General features: G+C 76.9%; 1 protein-coding gene. It reads right to left on the bottom strand.

Annotated elements, in window-relative coordinates:
- Nucleotides 1-2 precede the first annotated feature (2 nt).
- On the bottom strand, nt 3-19,274 hold the full coding sequence (locus ACF073_RS09735) for a non-ribosomal peptide synthase/polyketide synthase (RefSeq protein ID WP_392068061.1): 19,272 nt from the start codon (nt 19,272-19,274) through the stop codon (nt 3-5).
- Nucleotides 19,275-19,570: the final 296 nt, after the last annotated feature.

Genomic DNA, 19,570 nt, shown 5'->3' with positions numbered 1-19,570 from the left:
CCTCACCGGTCGTGGTCGTGGTCGCCGTGCGCGGCGTCTTCGGCATCGGGGTCGCCGCCGTACGCGGCCGCTTCGAGCTCGCTCAGCACCTGTTCCTCCACGAGTTCCGCCAGGGCGGCGACGGTGCGGGAGACCAGGACGTCGCGGGGGGTGAGCGTGACGCCGAACGCGTCGTTGGCGCGGGAGGCGATGAGCAGGGCGCGCAGGGAGTCGCCGCCGAGCAGGAAGTAGTCGTCCTCGGCGCCGACGGCCGTCTCCAGGGTCTCCGCCCAGATGGCCGCCAGCGCCTCCTCGGCGGGGGTGCGCGGGGCGATGTGCCCGGGCCGTTCGGGCTCCGCGTCCGGCGCCGGGGCGGGCAGGGCGGCCCGGTCGGTCTTGCCGTTCTCGGTGAGCGGGAAGCGGTCGAGCGCCACGAACGCCGACGGCACCATGGCGGCCGGCAGGGAGCGGGCGGCCAGCGCCCGCAGCTCGGCGGCGGCGGGCGGTTCGGCGCCGGGGACCGTGAGCAGATGGGCGACCAGGCGCGGCAGCCCCGGCTCGTCCTCGCGTACGGTCACCACGGCGTCCAGCACGCCCGGATGGCGCACCAGCACCGCCTCGACCTCGCCCGCCTCGATGCGGTGGCCGCGCAGCTTCAGCTGGTGGTCGGTGCGGCCCAGGTAGTGCAGTTCGCCGCCGGTGTCGCGGCGCACCAGGTCGCCGGTGCGGTACATCCGGGTGCCGGGCGGTCCGAACGGGTCGGCCAGGAACCGGGCGGCGGTCAGGCCGGGGCGGCCGAGGTAGCCGCGGGCCAGCGCGGGGCCGCTCAGCCACAGTTCGCCGGCGACGCCGTCGGGGACCGGCCGCAGCCGGGCGTCGAGGACGTAGGCGCCGGTGGCGGGCAGCGGGCGGCCGATGGGCGGGGCGGCGCCGTCCGCCTCCAGCGGTGCGGACCAGGTGGCGACGACGGTGGCCTCGGTGGGGCCGTAGGAGTTGACCATGCGGTGGTGCGGGGCCCAGCGGGCGACGAGTTCCGCGCCGCACGCGTCGGCGCCGACGATCAGCGTCTTCAGCTCGGGCAGGGTGCCGGGGGTGTCGGCCGGCAGGGTGGCGAGCGCGGCCGGCGGGAGCAGGGTGTGCGTGATGCGCTCGGCCCGCAGCACGCCGGCGAGTTCGGCGCCGAGCAGCGGCCCCGGCCGGGGTACGACGAGCCGGGCGCCGTGCGGCAGGGACATGCACAGCTCCAGCACGGAGGCGTCGAAGCTGGGCGTGGCGAAGGCCAGCACCCGGTCACCGCGGGCGACGCCGTAGTGGGCGGCCTCGGCGGCGGAGAACGCGGCGAGTCCGCGGTGGGTGACGACGACGCCCTTGGGGGTGCCGGTGGAGCCGGAGGTGTAGATGACGTAGGCCGGGTCGTCCGGGTCGACCGGGCGCCCGCGGTCGGTGTCGGTGGGCCGGTGCGCGGGCGTGCCGTCCGGCGGGGCGGCGAGCAGACCGGCGACCTCCTTGGCGTCGAGGGTGAGGGCGGGGGCCGCGTCGCGCAGCATCAGGGCGATCCGCTCCTCGGGATAGGCGGGGTCGACGGGCAGGAACGCGGCGCCCGCCTTCGCCACGGCGAGCTGGGCCAGGACCATGTCGGCGGAGCGGGGCAGCAGCAGCGCGACGAGGTCGCCGGGTCCGGCGCCCCGGGCGATGAGCCGGTGCGCGAGCCGGTTGGCCCGCTCCTCGGCCTCCGCGAACGTGAGCAGCTCGCCGGGCGCGTCCAGCGCGGGGGCGGTCGGGCAGCGGTCTACGGCGGCCTCGACCAGGGCGGCCAGAGGGGTCGCGGGCACCGGGGCGAGTGCGGGCCGGGCCGGGCCGCGCAGCAGCCGGTCCCGCTGCTCGGGCGGCAGTACGTCGAGGTCGTCGAGGCGGGCGGTGCCGTCGGCGGCGGCCAGGGCGTGCAGGGTGTGCAGCAGCTGTGCGGCCAGGGACTCGGCGGTGGCGGCGTCGAAGTGGCGCGGATCGTGGCCGAGTTCGACGGCGAGCCGGTCGCCGGGCGAGACGACCACGGTGAGCGGGTAGTTGGTGGCCTCCCTGGCGTCCAGGTCCCGCAGGGCGAGCCCGTGCGCCCCCGCGGTCGCGTCGCCGACCGGATAGTTCTCGAAGACCACCAGGCTGTCGAAGAGCGGTGTGCCGGGCGGCAGTTGGCTGAGGGCGTGCAGCGCGGTGAGGGGCAGGTGGTCGTGCCTGCGGTCCTCGGCGCGGTCCTCCTGCAGCTCGCGCAGCCAGTCGGCGCAGCGGGCCGTGCCGTCCACGCGGATCCGGGCGGGCAGTGTGGTGATGAACAGGCCGGTGATGGTGTCGGCGCCGGGCAGCTCGGCGGGCCGCCCGGAGACGGTGGTGCCGAAGCAGACCTCGCGCTCCCCGCTCCACCGGGCCAGCAGCAGTGCCCAGGCGCCCTGGACCAGGGTGTTGAGGGTGAGGCGGTGGCGGCGGGCGAACTCCTGGAGCCGGTGCGTCTGCTCGGTGTCGAGCCGCCGGGACAGCCAGGTGCCGGAGCGGGCCGTGTCGCCGGGGGCGGGCCGCCGGTCGTAGGGCAGCGGGGTCGGGGTGCCGAGGCCGGCCAGGACACCGCGCCAGTGCCGCTCCGCCTGCCCGGTGCCGCGGGCGGCGAGCCAGGCCGCGTAGTCGGCGAACGGCCGGCGTTCGGGCAGCACGGGCCGCTCGCCGCGGGCGAGGGCGGCGTGCGCGGCCAGGACGTCGGACAGCACGTGGAAGACGCTCCAGCCGTCCAGCAGGACGTGGTGGAAGGTCCACACCGTGCGGACGGCGTCCGGGCCGAGCCGGACCAGGGCGAGCCGCATGAGCGGGGCGCGGTCGAGGGCGACGCCCCGGGCCCGCTCGGCGGCGAGCAGCCGCTCCAGCTCCGCCGGGTGCCGGTCCGCCGGGATCCCGGTCCAGTCGTGCTCGGTGACCGGCAGGGTGACCTGCCGGTGGACGGTCTGGAGCGGGACGGGGACGCCGCGCAGGGCGACGGAGGTGCGCAGCACGGGGGTGCGGTCGACGACCTGCCGCCAGGCGTCGGCCGCCGTCCGCAGGTCGTGCGCGCCGTCCGTCACGAAGGTGATCTGCTCGACGTACAGGCCGTGTTCGGCCTCGTCCAGGGCGTGCATGACCATGCCGGTCTGGGTGGGGGTGAGCGGGTACACGTCGGTCACGTCCGCCCCGGTGCCGACGAGCCGGTCGACGGCCCGCTGGTCCAGGGGCGCGAGCGGGAAGTCGGACGGGGTGCGGCCGCCGGCGCCGGGTTCGGCGCAGTGCCGGACGATCGCGCGGAGTTCCTCGGTCAGCTCGGCCGCGAGCCGGGCGACGGTCTCGCGCCGGTGCACCTCGCGGGAGTACGACCAGGTGAACTCGAGGCGGCCGGCGGCGACCCGGCCGAGGACGTCGAGGAGGTAGGGCCGGCCGGCGGTGCGGTCGATGCCGCCGGCGAGCCCGGCGTGCGGCGCGAGCAGCAGCCCGCCCGGGGCGGGGGTCCAGTCCTGCCGGCCCAGGTAGTTGAAGCAGACCGGCGGCAGCTCCGGCAGGCCGGGGCCGGCCGTGGGGTGCAGGAAGCGCAGGGCGCCGTAGCCGAGTCCGCCGTGCGGTACGGCCCGCAGGTTCTCCTTGACGGACTTCAGCGCGGTGCCGGTGCCGGCGTCCCGGGGCACGTCGAGGGCGACCGGGTACACGGTGGTGAACCAGCCCGCGGTCCGGGCGAGGTCGGTGTCCTCGAACAGTTCCTCGCGGCCGTGGCCCTCCAGGGTCACCGCCACCCGGTCCCGGCCGGTCCAGCGGGCCAGGACCCGGCCGAGGGCGCACAGCAGCACGTCGTTGACGCGGGTGCGGTACGCCTCCGGCACGTCCTGGAGCAGGCGGCGCGTGTCCTCGGCGTCGAGTGCGGCGGTCAGGCTCTCCTCGTCGGCGACGGTGTTCGCGCCGCCGGGGAGGTCGGCGGGCAGGGCGGGGCCGGAGTCGAGGCCCTGCCAGTGGGCGAGTTCGCCGTCGAAGCCGCCGGCCTCGGTGTGCGCGGCGAGCCGCCGGGCCCAGTCCCGGAACGAGGTGGTCTTGGCGCCGAGTGCGGGGCGTCCGCCGTCGCGCAGGGCGCGGTAGGCGGAGTCCAGGTCGGTGAGGAGCACCTGCCAGGAGACGGCGTCCACGACCAGATGGTGGGCGGCCAGCAGCAGGACCGGCCGCCCGCCGCCGCCCGGCCGGCACAGCGCGGCCCGCAGCAGCGGCCCGGTGGCCAGGTCGAAGCCGGCGGCGAGGGCGGCGGCGACCTCGGCGGGCTCCGTGCCGTCGTGCGTCTCCAGGTGGGGTGCGCGGTCGCCGGGCGCGGTGCCGTACTGCCGCCATCGCCCGTCCCCGGCCCGCTCGAACCGCGTCCGCAGCGCGTCGTGGTGCTCCAGCACGGCGGCCAGGGCGTCCCGCAGCACCGTCTCGTCGGGGTCCGTGGCCAGTTCGAAGGAGACGGTCTGGCTGAAGTGGGCGGGATCGCCCGCGAGGGTGTCGAGGAGCCAGTGCTGTACGGGGGTGAGAGGGGCCTCGCCGGTCACCGGGCCCTGCTCGGCGGCGACGGCGGCGTTCGGCAGCCGCTCGGCGGCGGCGGCGAGTTCGGCGAGGGTCTGGTGGGTGAACAGGTGGCGGGGGGTCAGGGCGAGGCCGGCCCGGCGGGCGGCCGTGACGATCTGGATGCCGAGGATGGAGTCGCCGCCGAGGGTGAAGTAGTTGTCGTCGGCGCCGACTTCGGGCACGCCGAGCACCTCGGCCCAGATGCCCGCGAGGGTGCGCTCCGCATCGGTGCGCGGCGCCCGGCCGGAACCGGCGGCGGCCGGTGCGCCCCAGTCGGGCAGGGGCAGCGCCCGCCGGTCGAGCTTGCCGGTGGCACCGAGCGGAAGCCGCTCCAGGGGAACGACGAGGGCGGGCACCAGATGGTCGGGGAGGCTTGCGGCGAGGAAGGCACGCAGCTCGGCGGGGTCGGGCAGGGCGGCGAGGGCCGGCGCACCGGCCTCGCGGGGCACCGGGGAACCGGAGTGGTCGCCGGCGTCCCGGGCGCCCGTCGCGCCGGGCGCCGCCGTGCCGGCCGGACGCGGGGCGCCGGCGGTCTCACCGGGCGTGCGGCCGTCGCCGGAGGGGTCCGGCGCACCCGCCGCCCGCGGCACCACGTATCCGACGAGGCGGCGGTGCCCGGCGTGTTCCACCACCCGGGCCGCTGCCGCGGCCACCGCCGGGTGGCGGGCCAGCGCGGCCTCGACCTCGCCGAGTTCGATGCGGAAGCCGCGCACCTTCACCTGGTCGTCGCCGCGGCCGAGGTAGACCAGGTCGCCGTCGGCCGTCCAGCGGACCCGGTCGCCGGTGCGGTACATCCGGCTGCCGGGCGCCCCGAACGGGTCGGGCAGGAAGCGGCTCGCGGTCAGGCCGGGCCGGCGCAGATAGCCGCGGGCGACGCCGGTTCCGGCGAGGAACAGCTCGCCGGGCACGCCGACGGGCACCGGGCGCATCCGCTCGTCCAGGACGTGGGCGCGGGCACCGCCGAGCGGGCGGCCGATCGGCGGGTCGCGGTCGGGGTCGGCCGGGTCGCAGGTGAAGCCGGTGGCGTAGACGGTGGCCTCGGTGGGGCCGTAGATGTTGCGCACCTCGCTGCCGGGGACGGCCTCGCGGACCCGGCGCACGGTCCGGGCGGGCAGCCCCTCGCCCGCGAGGACGACGGTGTCCGCGGTGATCCGGACGGCGTCCTCGGCGAGCAGCCGGTCCAGGGCCGAGGGCACCGCGCTGAGCAGTCCGGCCCGCCAGGGCCCGGGGCGCTCGGCGAGGGCCAGCAGGTCGCGGACGATCTCCACACAGCCGCCGGACAGCAGCGGGGAGAAGATCTCGAAGACCGACACGTCGAAGTTGAGCGAGGTGGAGGCCACCACATGGGCCAGGCCCCGGCCGGTGAACTCGGCCGCCGCCCAGTCGGTCAGGGCCAGCACGGACGCGTGGCTGACGACCACGCCCTTGGGGCGTCCGGTCGAGCCGGAGGTGTGGATGACGTAGGCGGGGTGGGCCGGCAGCAGGGGGCCGCGCCGCTCGCCGTCGCCGACGGGGGTGTCCGGGAGGCCGGCGCCCGGGTCCTCGTCCAGCAGGATGCGGGCGAAGGGGCCCTCGGGGAGCCGGTCCGCGGTCCGCGCGGCCGTGATCACCGCATCGGGCCGTACGTCCTCGAAGAGGAACGCGACGCGCTCGGCCGGGTACTGGGGGTCGACCGGCAGATAGCCGGCGCCGCTCTTCAGGACCGCGAGCAGCGCCACGACCAGGTCGGCGGTGCGGGGCAGGCACAGCGCGACGAAACGCTCGGGTCCGGCGCCGGCGGCGATGAGCCGCCGGGCCAGCATGCTGGAGCGGGCGTCGAGTTCGCGGTAGGTCAGGCAGGTGTCGGCGCAGCGGACGGCCGGCGCGTCCGGGGTGCGCCGCGCCTGCCGCCGGAACGCCTCGGGCAGGGTGTCGTGCGGGGCCTCGGCCGCCGGGCCGCCGAACCGGTCCACCAGGGCGCGTCCCTCGGCCGCCGTCAGCAGCGGCAGATCCGCCAGCCGGCGGTCGGGGTCGGCCGCCATGCCGGTCAGCAGGGCGCGCAGACTCTCGCCGAGCGCCTCCACCGTCGAGGCGTCGAAGGCGTCGGGGTCGTAGTCCAGGTTCACGGCCAGGGTGTCGCCGGGCGCGACGACCACGCTGAGCGGGTAGTTCGTCGGCTCCAGGTCCCGCTCCTGCTCCATGGCGAGGCCGTGCCGGGCCACCGCGCCCTCGTCGAACGGGTAGTTCTCGAAGACCACGAGGGAGTCGAACAGGCCGGTGCCGCCGGGCACCTCGCTCCACGACTGGACCTGGGCGAGCGAGACGAAGTCGTGGCGCCTTGCCTCCGACTGGGCGGCCTGCAGCTCGCGCAGCCACTCCGGCAGCGGGCGCCCCCCGTCGACGCGGACCCGGGTGGGCAGGGTGTTGATGAACAGGCCGACCATCGAGGTGACGCCGGGCAGTTCGGCGGGCCGGCCGGAGACGGTCGTACCGAACACGATGTCGTCGCCGCCGCCGTAGCGGGACAGCAGCAGCGCCCAGGCGCCCTGGAGGACGGTGTTGAGGGTCAGTCCGTGCCGCTGGGCGGTCTCGCGCAGCCGCGCCGAGACGTCCGGACCAAGGGTCATCCGCACCGATCCGGAGGAGGAGGCGCGGTGGGCCTCGGCGGGCCGCCGGTCGCGCGGCAGTTCGGTGGGGGCCTGGAAGCCGGCGAGGGCGGTGCGCCAGAATCGCTCGGCGCCGCCGGTGTCCCGCCCGGCCAGCCAGCGCAGATGGTCGGCGAAGGGCCTGCGCTCGGGCAGCAGCGGCCGGCGCCCGGTGGTCAGCGCCGCGTACCGCTCGCACACCTCGTCGAAGACCTGGGCCGCGCTCCAGCCGTCCAGCAGGACGTGGTGGAAGGTCCACACCAGGCGGACCCGGTCGGGGGCCGTCCGGATCAGGGCCAGCCGCATCAGGGGGGCGGTGCCGAGGTCGATGCCCGACTGCCGGTCGGCGTCGAGCAGCCGTTCCAGTTCCCGCGCCCGGCGGTCGGCGGGCCAGGCGGTCCAGTCGTGGTGGGCGACCGGCACCGTGGCCCGGTGCCTGACCAGCTGGAGCGGCTCCGGGGTCTCCTGCCACACCAGGCGGGTGCGCAGCACCGGGTTGGCGTCCGCCGTGTGCTGCCAGGCCGTGGCGAGCGCGTGCGGGTCGGTGACGCCGGACAGGGTCAGCTGCACCTGGTTGACGTAGGTGCGGCCGCCGGGGTCGAGCAGGCTGTGGAAGAGCATGCCCGCCTGCATCGGGGTGAGCGGGTAGAGGTCGGCGACGTCCCGGCCGTCCCCGGCGATCCGGTCCACGGCGGCCTGGTCGAGGCGGGCCAGCGGGAAGTCCGAGGGGGTGCGGCCGCCCGCGTCCGGCAGGGCGCAGTGCGCGACCAGGCCGTCCAGGGCCCGCAGCATGCCCTCGGCGAGCGCGCCGACGGTCTCCTCGCGGTGCCGGCCGGCGCTGTAGTACCAGGTGATCTCCAGGCGGTCGTCCTCGACCCGGGCCACGACGTCCAGCAGGTGCGGCCGTTCGGTGCCGGGTGCCTCCGCGCCGCCCAGGCCGCCGGGGACGGCCCCGATCAGGGCGCCGCCGTCGGCGGACCAGTCGAAGCGGCCCAGGTAGTTGAAGCTGATGCCGGGCGCGGGCGCGTCGGTGAGCCGCGGCTCGCGGACGAGGTGGCGCAGGACGCCGTAGCCGAGTCCCCGGTCGGGTACGGCCCGCAGCTGTTCCTTCACCGACTTCAGGGCGGTGCCCCAGTCGCCCGCCGGGACGGTCAGGGCGACCGGGAAGAGCGAGGTGAACCAGCCGACCGTGCGGGACAGGTCGACGTCGTCGAAGAGCTGGTCCTCGCGGCCGTGCCCCTCCAGGCCGACGGCGACGGTGTCGCGTCCGGTCCAGTCGGCGAGGACCCGGCCCAGCGCGGTGAGCAGGACGTCGTCGATGCGGGTGCGGTAGACCCCGGGGACGCGGCGCAGCAGGTCGTCGGTGCGGGCGCGGTCCAGCCGGACGGTCACCTCGCGGACGTCGGCCGTGGTGTTGCCGCCGGTGCGGTCCACGGGCAGCGGGTCGGCGCAGTGCCGGGCGGTCCGCTCCCAGTGGGCGAGCTGTCCGGTGCGGTCGTCGGTGCCCGTGTGCGCGCGCAGCCGGCGGGCCCACTCCGCCACCGAGGTGGTGCGGGCGGGCAGCCGTACGGGCTCTTGGGCGGCGGCCTGCCGGTAGGCGGTCTCCAGGTCCTCCAGCAGGATCCGCCAGGACACGCCGTCGACCACCAGGTGGTGGGCGATCAGCAGCAGCCGGGCGGGCCGGCCGCCGTCGGCGCCGAACAGCCGGGCGGTGAACAGCGGTCCTGTCTCCAGCCGGAGTCCGGCGTGCGCGGCCCGGGTGACGCTCTCCTCGTCGGCCCGCTCGTGGACCCGGAGGAGTCCGTCGGGTATCGGGCTGTCGGCGGCGGCTATGTCCTGCCGCCACCCGCCGTCGCCGTCGAGGGCGAACCGGGCGCGCAGGGCGTCGTGGTGCGTCCACAGCGCGGCGAGGGCCCGGCGCAGCGCGTCGGGGTCGACGGCGCCGGCCGCGTCGATGACGACGGACTGGTTGAAGAACGCGGGGTCCGCCGGGCCGGGGTCAAGGAACCAGTGCTGGATCGGGGTGAGGCCGGCGGCGCCGCTGACCGGTCCGGTACCGGCGACGGCGGGCGCGGCACCGCCGGTGGCGGCGGCCAGCTCGGCCACGGTGGGGTGCCGGAAGAGATCGCGCGGGGTGAGGGCGAGTCCGGCGGTCCGGGCCCGGGAGACGACCTGGATGCTGAGGATGGAGTCGCCGCCCAGCATGAAGAAGTTGTCGTCCACGCCGATCCGGTCCACGCCGAGCAGCTCGGCCCAGATCCCGGTGAGGACCCGCTCGGTCTCGGTGCGCGGGGCACGGTGGGCCCGCTCGCCGCCCGCGCTCCAGTCGGGGGCGGGCAGCCGGCGCCGGTCGACCTTGCCGTTGGCCGTCAGCGGCAGCTCCGGCACGGTGACGAACGCGGCGGGCAGCATGTAGTCGGGCAGTCCGGCCGCCAGGTGGGCGCGCAGCTCGGCGGGGTCCGGCATCGCGGCGCCGGCCGCCGGTACGAGGTGGGCGGCCAGCCGCTTGCGTCCGGCGTCCTCGTACAGGGAGACGACGGCTTCGGCGAGGGCGGGGTGGGCGGTGAGCCGGGCCTCGATCTCGGCGGGTTCGACGCGGAAGCCGCGGATCTTGATCTGGTCGTCCGCGCGGCCGACGAAGTGCAGTTCGCCGTCGGCGCTCCAGCGCACGATGTCCCCGGTGCGGTACATGCGGGTGCCGGGCGGGCCGTAGGGGTCGGCGAGGTAGCGGGCGGCGGTCGCCCCGGGCCGTCCCGCGTACCCGCGGGCCAGGCCGGCGCCCGCGAGGTACAGCTCGCCGGGGATGCCCGGTGGCTGGGGCTGGAGGGCGGCGTCCAGGACATAGCAGCGCGTGTTGTCGAGCGGGCGGCCGATGGGCAGCACGGCGGGCAGCGGGTCGCCGGGCCTGAAGACGCGGCGGGTGGCGAAGGTGGTGGTCTCGGTGGGGCCGTAGCCGTCCACGACGGTCAGCCCGGGGCAGGCGTCCAGCACCCGGCGCACGACCGCGCCCGGTACGGCCTCGCCGCCCGTCCACACCTCGCGGGCGCCGCGCAGGCAGCCGGGGTCCTCCTGGGCCAGCAGCCGGAACAGGCCGGCGGTCAGCCACAGGCAGCTCACCCGTTGCTCGGTGACGGCGCGGCGGACCTGGGCGGCGTCCAGGTCGGCGGCCGGGGCGAGCACGGCGGTGCCGCCGCGCAGCAGCGGCACCCACACCTCGTAGGTGGCGGCGTCGAAGGCGTGCGGCGAGTGCACGAGGACCCGGTCGTGCCCGGTGAAGGCCCGGTCGAGGGCGAGTGCCGCGACGTCCCGCTGGCGCACCGCGACCCCCTTGGGGGTGCCGGTGGAGCCCGAGGTGAACATCAGGTACTGGACGTTGTCGGGGTGCACGGCCGCGACGGGTGCCGCGTCGCCGGTGCCGGGGGTGCCGTCGACGCGCACGACGCCGTCGCCGGGCAGCACCTCGCGGGCCGTGTCCGCCCAGGCGGCGTCGGTGAGCAGCAGGCCGGCGCCGGCCTCGGCGAGCATCCGGCGCAGCCGGCCGGCCGGCGCCCTGCCGTCCAGCGGCACGTACACGCCGCCGGTGCGGACGAGGGCCAGCTGGGTGACGATCAGCTCGGCGGACCGGTCCATCAGCACCCCGACCGGGTGTTCCGGACGGACGCCGAGCGCGGCGAGCCGGGCCGCCGACCGTGCGGCACGGGAGTCGAGTTCGCGGTAGGTGATCCGCTCGTCCCCGGCCTCCAGGGCCACCGCGTCGGGGGTGCGGCGCACCTGTGCGGCGAAGAGGGCGGCGACGGTGGTGTCGGGGAGGCCGGTCGCGGTGTCGTTCCAGGCGTGCAGCACCTGGTCGCGGCGGTCCGGGGCGAGCAGCGGGAGCCGGGCGGGCGGGCGCTGGGCGCCGTGCCTCATACCGGCGAGCAGGACGGTCAGGTACTCGGCCATGCGCTCGACGGTTGCGGCGTCGAACAGCTCGGGGTCGTAGCCGAGGCGCAGGGCCAGCTCGGGGCCCGGGTAGGCGGTCAGGCTCAGCGGGTAGTTGGTGGTCTCGATGCCTTCGAGGCCGCTCAGCCGCAGTCCGTGGGCGGCGGCCAGGTCGTCGTCCACCGGGTAGTTCTCGAAGACGACGATGCTGTCGAACAGGCCGACCCGCTCGGGGAGTCCGGCGAACGTCCTGATCCGGGTCAGCGGCAGCTGGTCGAAGCGCCGGTCCTCGCTCTGGTCCTGCTGGAGCGCGCGCAGCCAGTCCAGGAGGGTTCCGTGGTCCGGGACGGTGACCCGGGTGGGCAGGGTGGTGATGAACAGGCCGGTCATGGCCTCGGCGCCGGGCAGCTCGGGCGGCCGGCCGGAGACGGTGGTGCCGAAGACCACCTCGTCCCGGCCCGCCTGCCGGCCCAGCAGCAGCGCCCAGGCGCCCTGCACCATGGTGTTGAGGGTCAGGCCGGAGGTCCGCGCGAGTTCTTCCAGGGCCCGGGAGGCGGCGGCGGGCAGGCTGACCCGGACCGCGTGGGTGGACTCGGCGCGGTGGGCCTCGCGCGGTTCCCGGTCGTACGGCAGCGCGGTGGCCTCGGCCAGGCCGGACAGGCGGCGCTGCCAGTGCCGTTCGGCCGCCGCGGTGTCGCGCTGCCGCAGCCAGGCCACGTAGTCGCGGTGCGGCGGGCGGTGCGGGAGGGCGTCCGGGGCGGTGCCGGCGTGCAGGGCGAAGACGTCCGAGAGCACCTGGAACAGGCTCCAGCCGTCCAGGAGCAGATGGTGGAAGGACCACACCACGCGCACCGCGGTGCTGGAGACCCGGGCGAGGAGCAGACGCTGGAGCGGGGCCCGGCCGAGGTCGATGCCCTCCGCGCGGTCGCGGGACAGCACCTCGTCCAGCCGGGCGCGGCGCTCCTCGTCCGTCAGCCGGCGCCAGTCCAGGTGGGTGACCGGGACGGCCGCGTGCCGACGGACCACGAGCAGCGGCTCGGGCACGTCCTGCCAGACGACCCCGCCGCGCAGCACCTCCGTGCGGTCGGTCACCCGCTGCCAGGCGGCGGCGAGGGCCCGCGGCTCGGGCACGCCGTCCAGGACGAACGTCAGCTGCTGGAAGTAGACGCCGCGGTCGTCCTGGGACAGGCCGTGGAAGAGCATGCCGGCCTGGGTGGGGGTGAGCGGCAGGACGTCGGCCACCGCCGCCGGGTCGGCGCCGGTGATCCGGTCGACGGCGGCCTGGTCGAGCCGGGTCAGCGGGAAGTCGGACGGGGTGCGTCCGGCGGCTCCCGGCCCGAGGGCGTGCCGGGCCAGGTCGGCGAGCGCGTCGGCGAAGCGCCCGGCCAGGTCCCGGGCGGTGTCCTCGCGGTACCGCAGGGCCGAGTAGAACCAGGTGAACTCCAGTGTGTCTCCGACGAGTTGCCCGACGACCTCCAGGGCGTGCGGGCGCTCGGCCGCCGGGTCGGTGTCCAGCTCCAGCGGCCTTACGGTGCCCCGGTACAGGCCGTCGGGACGCTCCGCGAGCCCCATCCGGCCCAGGTAGTTGAAGCTGACCTGCGCGTCCGGGGTCTGCGGTGCGGCTCCGGGGCCGGCCAGGTGGCGCAGCGCGTCATGGCCGAGGCCGTGCCGGGGTACGGCGCGCAGCTGTTCCTTGACCCGCTTCAGCACGGTGTCCCAGCCGGCGTCCTCGGGGACGGCGAGCGCGACGGGGTAGCGGGTGGTGAACCAGCCGACCGTGCGGCTGATGTCCAGCTCGGGGAAGAGTTCCTCGCGGCCGTGCCCCTCGACGTCGACCACCACCCGGTCCCGTCCGCTCCAGGCGCACAGGGCCCGGCCGAGGGCGCTGAGCAGGACGTCGTTGGCCTGCGTGCGGTAGGTGTCGGGCAGGGTGCGCAGCAGGGCGGCGGTGTCCGACGCGCTCAGCCGCACGGTGACCGCGCGCTGCGCGGCATAGGTGTCGGCGCCGCCGGACAGGTCGGCGGGGAGGGCGGGTTCGGGGCCGGGCACGGCCCGCGCCCAGTACCCGCGCTCGTCGTCGAAGCCGCCGTCCGCCGCGTGGGCGGCCAGCCGGCGTGCCCACTCCCGCAGCGGCGAGGACTTCGCGGGCAGTGCCGCGGCGCCGTCGGCGCCGGTGCGGCGGGCCCGGTAGGCGCGGTCCAGGTCCTCCAGCAGCACCCGCCAGGACACGCCGTCGACCACCAGGTGGTGGAGGGCGAGGTGCAGGACGGGCGGCCGGTCCGCTCCGGGGGTGTGCAGGACGGCCCGCAGCAGCGGGCCCCGGGCGAGGTCGAAGGGGCCGAAGTGCGGGGTGTCCCGGTCGGGTCCGGTGTGGCGGGCCAGGCGGACGCGGGGCGCGTGTTCGTCGATGTGCCAGCCGGTCGCCCCCTCGGCGCCGCCGCCGGCGACGAACCGGGAGCGCAGGGCGTCGTGGTGGGCGACGAGGTCGTTGAGCGCGTCCTCCAGCGCCGCCTGGTCCAGGTCGTCGGGCAGCCGGACGGACAGCGCCTGGGCGTAGTGGCCGGCGCGCTCGGCGGCGGTGTCGAACAGCCAGTGCTGGATGGGGGTGAGGGGGGCCGGACCGGTCGCCGTCCGCGCCGCCGGGGCGGGCTCGCGGGGGCCCGTCGCGGCGTCGGCGCAGCGGGCGAGGGCGGCGATCGTCTGATGCCGGTAGACGTCCCGGGAGGTGAGCGGCAGCCCCTCCTGCCGGGCGCGGGCCACCACCTGGATGCTCAGGATCGAGTCGCCGCCGAGTTCGAAGAAGTTGTCGTCGACGCCGATCCGCTCCATGCGCAGCACTTCGGCCCAGATCGCGGCGAGCGCGCGCTCGGTGGGCGTGCGGGGCGCGACGTGCCGTACCGCGCGCACGACCGGGCCCGGGTCGGGCAGCCGGCCGCGGTCGACCTTGCCGTTCGGGCTGAGCGGCAGAGCGTCCAGCACGACGACGGCCGACGGCACCATGTAGTCGGGCAGCGTACGGCCGAGTTCCCGGCGGACGCCCTCGGGTTCCGCCCGCTCCCCGGCGGCGGGGACGACATAGCCGACCAAGCGGCGGTGCCCGTCGCCGTCGGTGGCGGTGGCGGCCGCCGCCTCGGCCACGCCCGCGCAGCCGCGCAGCGCCTCCTCCACCTCGCCCAGTTCGATGCGGAAGCCGCGCACCTTGACCTGCTGGTCGATCCGGCCCACGTACTCCAGCTCGCCGTCCGCGCGGCGGCGCACCAGGTCACCGGTGCGGTACATGCGCTCCCCCGGCCCGCCGAACGGGTCGGCGACGAACCGGGCGGCCGTCAGTCCGGAACGGTTCAGATAGCCGCGGGCCAGACCGCCGCCGCCGAGGTACAGCTCGCCGATGACCCCGATGGGCTGGGGGCGCAGGGAGCGGTCCAGGACATAGGCCCGGGTGTGCGCCACCGGCCCGCCGATGGGCGGGGCCTGCTCCGGCAGTCCGCCGTCGGCGGCGAACCAGGCGGTGGCGTACACGGTGGCCTCGGTGGGGCCGTAGATGTTGGCGATCCGGCTCTCGGGCATGGCGGCGCGCAGCTCGTGCACGGTCTGGGCGGGCAGGGCCTCGCCGGCCAGCACGACGGTGTCCGCGGTCACGGGCGCGCTGCCGCCCGCGAGCAGCCGGGAGACGACGGAGGGCACCCCGCTGAGCAGTCCGGCCCGCCGCGGTCCGCTGCCGTCGGCGAGGGCCGGCAGGTCGGCGACCACCTCGACGGTGCCGCCGACGGTGAGGGGGCAGAGCAGTTCGAAGACCGACACGTCGAAGTTGAGGGAGGTGGAGGCGATCACATGGGCGAGGCCCTCGGCGCCGAACCGCTCCCCCGCCCAGGCGGCCAGCGCGGCGACACTGCGGTGGGTGACCACGACGCCCTTGGGGCGGCCGGTGGAGCCGGAGGTGTAGATGACGTAGGCCGGGTGGTCGGGCAGCAGGGGCCGGAGCCGGTCGGCGTCGGTCAGGTCCGCCTCGGACCCGTCCGGGTCGGCGGGGCCGGCGCCGGTCGCGTCCAGGTCGCCGGGGCCCGGCCCGGCGCAGTCCTCCAGGAGCAGCGGTGCGCAGTCCGCCGGCAGGGCCGCCGCGGTCTCCCGGGTGGCGATCACCAGGGCGGGCCGGGCGTCGGCGAGCATGAGGCGCACGCGCTCGGCCGGATAGCCGGGGTCGACGGGGAGGTAGCCCGCTCCCGAGGTGAGCACCGCGCACAGCACGGGCAGCAGGTCGGCGGTGCGCGGCAGGCAGAGGGCGACCAGGGTCTCCGGGCCCGCGCCGCGTGCGACGAGCAGCCGGGCCAGCCGGTTGGCACGCCGGGCGACCTCGGCGTAGTCCAGCCGGACCGGGCCGCAGATCACGGCCGTACGGTCGGGGGTCCGCGACACCTGGGCGCTCAGCAGGGCGGGCAGTGTGGCGGGCCCGGTGTCCACGGCGGTGCGGACGGGCGGGTTCCAGGTGTCGACCAGGGTGCGCTGTTCGGCGGCCGAGAGCATGGGCAGTTCGGCCAGGGTGCGGCCGGGGCCGTCCGCCATGCCCTCCAGCAGGCGGTGCAGATGCGCGGTCAGGCGGGCCACGGTCGCGGCCTGGAACAGGTCCGTGTTGAACTCGGCGGTGAGCACGCAGCCGCCGTCCGGGTCCGGGGCGAACTCCAGGACCAGGTCGAAGCGGGCGGCGGGGCGGGGCAGCGGGTGCTCCGCGAAGCGCAGCCCGCCGGAGAGCGGCGGCGCGGCGAACGCGGTCTGCTGCACCACGAGCGCCTGCACCAGCGGGGTGCGGCTGGGGTCGCGGGGCGGGGCCAGTTCCTCCACCACCCGGTCGAAGGGCACCCCGTCGTGGGCGAAGGCGTCCAGCACGGTGGTGCGGGTGCTCTCCACGAACCGGTCCACGGTCGCCCGCTCGTCCACCTCGCCCCGCAGCACCACCGTGTTGGCGAAGAAGCCCGGCACGTCCTCCAGGTCCCGCCGGCCGCGTCCGGTGGTGACGGTGCCGAACGCGATGTCGCGCTGCCCCGAGTAGCGGGAGAACAGCAGTGCGCAGGCGCCGGCGAGCACGGTGAACAGCGTGGTGCCGCGCCCCGCCGCCAACTGCCGCAGCCGGTCCGTCAGTTCCGCGGGCAGCGGGTGCCGGTGGGCCGCTCCCGCGGTCGTGCGCACGGCCGGGCGCGGCCGGTCGAGGGGCAGCTCCAGGTGTTGCAGGCCCGTCAGATGCCGCTTCCAGTAGGCGAGGTCGGCGGTGTCCGTGCCGGCGGCCCGCTGCCGCCGCTCCCACACCGCGAAGTCCGGGTACTGCACGGCGGGTCGCGGGAGGCCGTCGGGCTCGCCGGTGGCCTCCGCGCGGTAGAGGGCGGCGAGTTCGCGGGTGAGGATGCCCACCGACCAGCCGTCGGTGACGATGTGGTGCTGGGCCAGGAGCAGCAGATGGTCCTCGGCGCCGAGCCGGACGAGCAGGGCCCGGGTGAGCGGGCCGGCCGCGAGGTCGAAGGGGCGGCTCAGTTCCTCGGTGAGCAGCGCCTCGGCGGCCTCGTCGCGGCGCGCGTCGGGTACGCCGGTGAGGTCCTCGGTGCGTAACGGCAGGTGGGGTTCCGGCGCGACACGCTGGACACCTTGTCCGTCCGCCGCGGTGAACGTGGTGCGCAGGGAGGCGTGCCGGGCCGCGAGCCGGTGCAGGGAGCGGTGCAGCGCGTCCGGGTCGAGGACGCCGCGCAGCCGCAGGGACACGCCGGTGTTGTACTCGGAGCCGCCCTCGGTGAGGTCGTCGAGGTACCAGAGCCGCTGCTGAGCGCTGGACAGCGGCAGGGTGTCCTCGTGCGGGGCGGGCGGGATCGGCTCCGGCGCCACGGCGGCCAGGGGGTCGCCGAGCAGGGGCGCGAGGGCGGCGACGGTCCGCGCGGTGAACACGTCCCGCACGGTCAGCCGGACGCCCAGCTCGTCCCGGATCCGGGCCAGCACCCGGGCGGCGAGGATCGATTCACCGCCCAGGTCGAAGAAGTCGTCCGTCACCCCGACCCCGTCGGCACCCAGGACGTCCGCCCAGATCGCGGCGAGGGCCCGTTCCTCCGCCGAGCGCGGTGCCACATGTCCCGCGGCCTCGACCGCGCGCTCCGGCGCGGGCAGGGCCCGCCGGTCGATCTTGTGCTGCGGGGTGAGCGGCATCCGGTCCAGCACCACGACGGCGGACGGCACCATATGGGCGGGCAGCACGGCGGCCACGGCCGCCCGCAGTACGGCGGGTTCCAGGACGGCCACCGGCCCGCCGGACGAGGCGGAATCGGCCGGGGCGGCGGAAGCGGACGGGCCGGTGGAGACACCGGGCGAGCCGGCGGAGGTGGCCGTGGTGCCCGGGGCGGCCCCAGGGCCTGCGGAGACGGCGGCGTCGCCGGAGACGGCGAACGGGTCGGCGGAGCCGGCGCCGTCGGCCCCGTCGGAGGAGACCGCACCCAGCGCGCCGGACCCGCCGGAGGCCGAGCGCGGGCCGGCGGACGCGCCGGAGGCCGCATCGCCGGAGACGTCGGACGGGGCGCCAGCGGCAGCGGCAGCCGCGATACCGGAGCCCGCGCCATCGCCCCCGGCGGAAGAGGCCGCGCCCAACTCGCCGGCCCCGCCGGACTCGCCGGACCCGCCGGAGGCCGAACGCGGGTCGGCGGACGCACCGGCGCTCCCGGCCGGCCCGGCGGATATACCGGAACGCGCGACCGGGCCGGCGGATATACCGGTACTCGCGGTCGGGCCCGCGGACGCGGGCCGTCCCGCCGGCGTGACGTACGCGACGAGCCGCCGGTGGCCGGGCTCGTCCTCGCGGACCACGACCACGGCCTCGCCGACACCGCCCGCCCCGCGCAGCGCCGCCTCGATCTCGCCCGGTTCCACGCGGAAGCCGCGGATCTTCACCTGCCGGTCAAGGCGGCCGAGGAACTCCAGCTCGCCGTCGGCACCCTGGCGCACCCGGTCCCCGGTGCGGTACAGGCGGGCGCCCGCCGGGCCGAAGGGGTCGGCGACGAACCGGGCGGCGGTCAGGCCGGGACGGCCCAGGTAGCCGCGGGCCACCGCGTCACCGCCCACGAACAGCTCGCCGTCCGCACCGGGCGGTACGGGGCGCAGCGCGGCGTCGAGGACGTACGCCCGGGTGTGCGGCAGCGCGCCGCCGATCGTCGGGGTGCCCCGTCCGGCGGCGAGCGGCCCGGTCCAGGTGGCGACGATCGTGGTCTCGGTCGGACCATAGGAGTTGATCATGCGGCGGCCGGGTGCCCACCGGTCGACGAGCGCGGCCGGGCAGGCCTCGGCACCCACGATCAGCGTGCGCAGAGTGCGCGCGGTGCCCAGCGCGGGATCGGGCAGGGTGGCCAGTGCGGCGGGCGGGATGAGCGCGTGGGTGATGCGGTGCTCGTCCAGGACCGCGGCAAGTTCGTCGCCCAGCCAGGGGCCGTGCGGCGGTACGACGAGCGTGGCACCGGACAGGACGGAGATGAACAGCTCGAGCACGGAGGCGTCGAAGCTCGGCGAGGAGAACTGGAGCACCCGGTCGCCGGGGCCCACCGCGTACCGTTCGGCGGCGGCCGAGGCGAAGCCGCCGATGCCGCGATGGGTGACGGTGACGCCCTTGGGGGTGCCGGTGGAGCCCGAGGTGTAGATGACGTAGGCCGCGTGATCGGCGTCGGCGTCGGCCTCGGGCGCGGGTCCCTCGGCGTCCCCGGTCTCCAGCAGTTCGGCGACCCGGCGCGGATCGTCGAGGGTGACGGCGGGCGCGGCGTCGGCGAGCATCAGCGCGCGGCGCTCGGCCGGGTAGGCGGGGTCCACGGGCAGGAAGGCGGCGCCCGCCCGGGCGACGGCCAGCTCCGCGGCGATCAGCTCCATGGAGCGCGGCAGGACCAGGGCGACCACCCGGTCGGGTCCCGCTCCCCGCCGCGCCAGGTGAGCCGCCAACCGCTCCGCGCGGTCGGCCAGTTCGCGGTACGTCCAGGTCCGCCGGCCGTCGGTGAGGGCCGGTGCGTCCGGGGTGCGCGCCACCCAGGCGGTGAACAGCTCGCCGAGCACCGGGTGCGCCGGCGCCGCGGCACCCTCCGGCGCACCGGCGGCGGGGCCGGCCTGCGGCAGGGAGGACGCCGGTGCGGGCTTGTCGTGCAGGTCCGTCATGGGTGAAGTCCTTAGGAGAGCGGGACGATGCGGCACGGGCCGCACGAGCGGACACGGGCGGCCCCGGCCTCACCACGGAGGTGGTGCGCTGGATCGGGGCGGCACGCCGGAGAGCGCGTGAGGGGGGTACGGGCTCGGGGGCCGGAGGCCGTGGCGGTGCGGGTGGGCCGGGGCAACGGCCCGGAGCCGGAACGGAACGGACTACAGGCCCGGTCGGCCGGTGGCGCGAGCACCGGGCCAACGGCCGGCCCCCGGGCCCGGTGACCACCACCACCGAGCCCTGCGCGGCGGCGCCC

This window comes from Streptomyces sp. NPDC015171, from assembly GCF_043079545.1.
In the GTDB taxonomy this organism is placed as follows: Bacteria; Actinomycetota; Actinomycetes; order Streptomycetales; family Streptomycetaceae; genus Streptomyces.
The sequence above is the reverse complement of the archived record's forward strand: the minus strand, read 5'-3'. Positions and strand labels throughout refer to the sequence as shown.

What these genes read in the sequence shown, in the direction of transcription:
- ACF073_RS09735 (WP_392068061.1), bottom strand. Translation starts at nt 19,274, where the DNA reads ATGACGGACCTGCACGACAAGCCCGCACCGGCGTCCTCCCTGCCGCAG.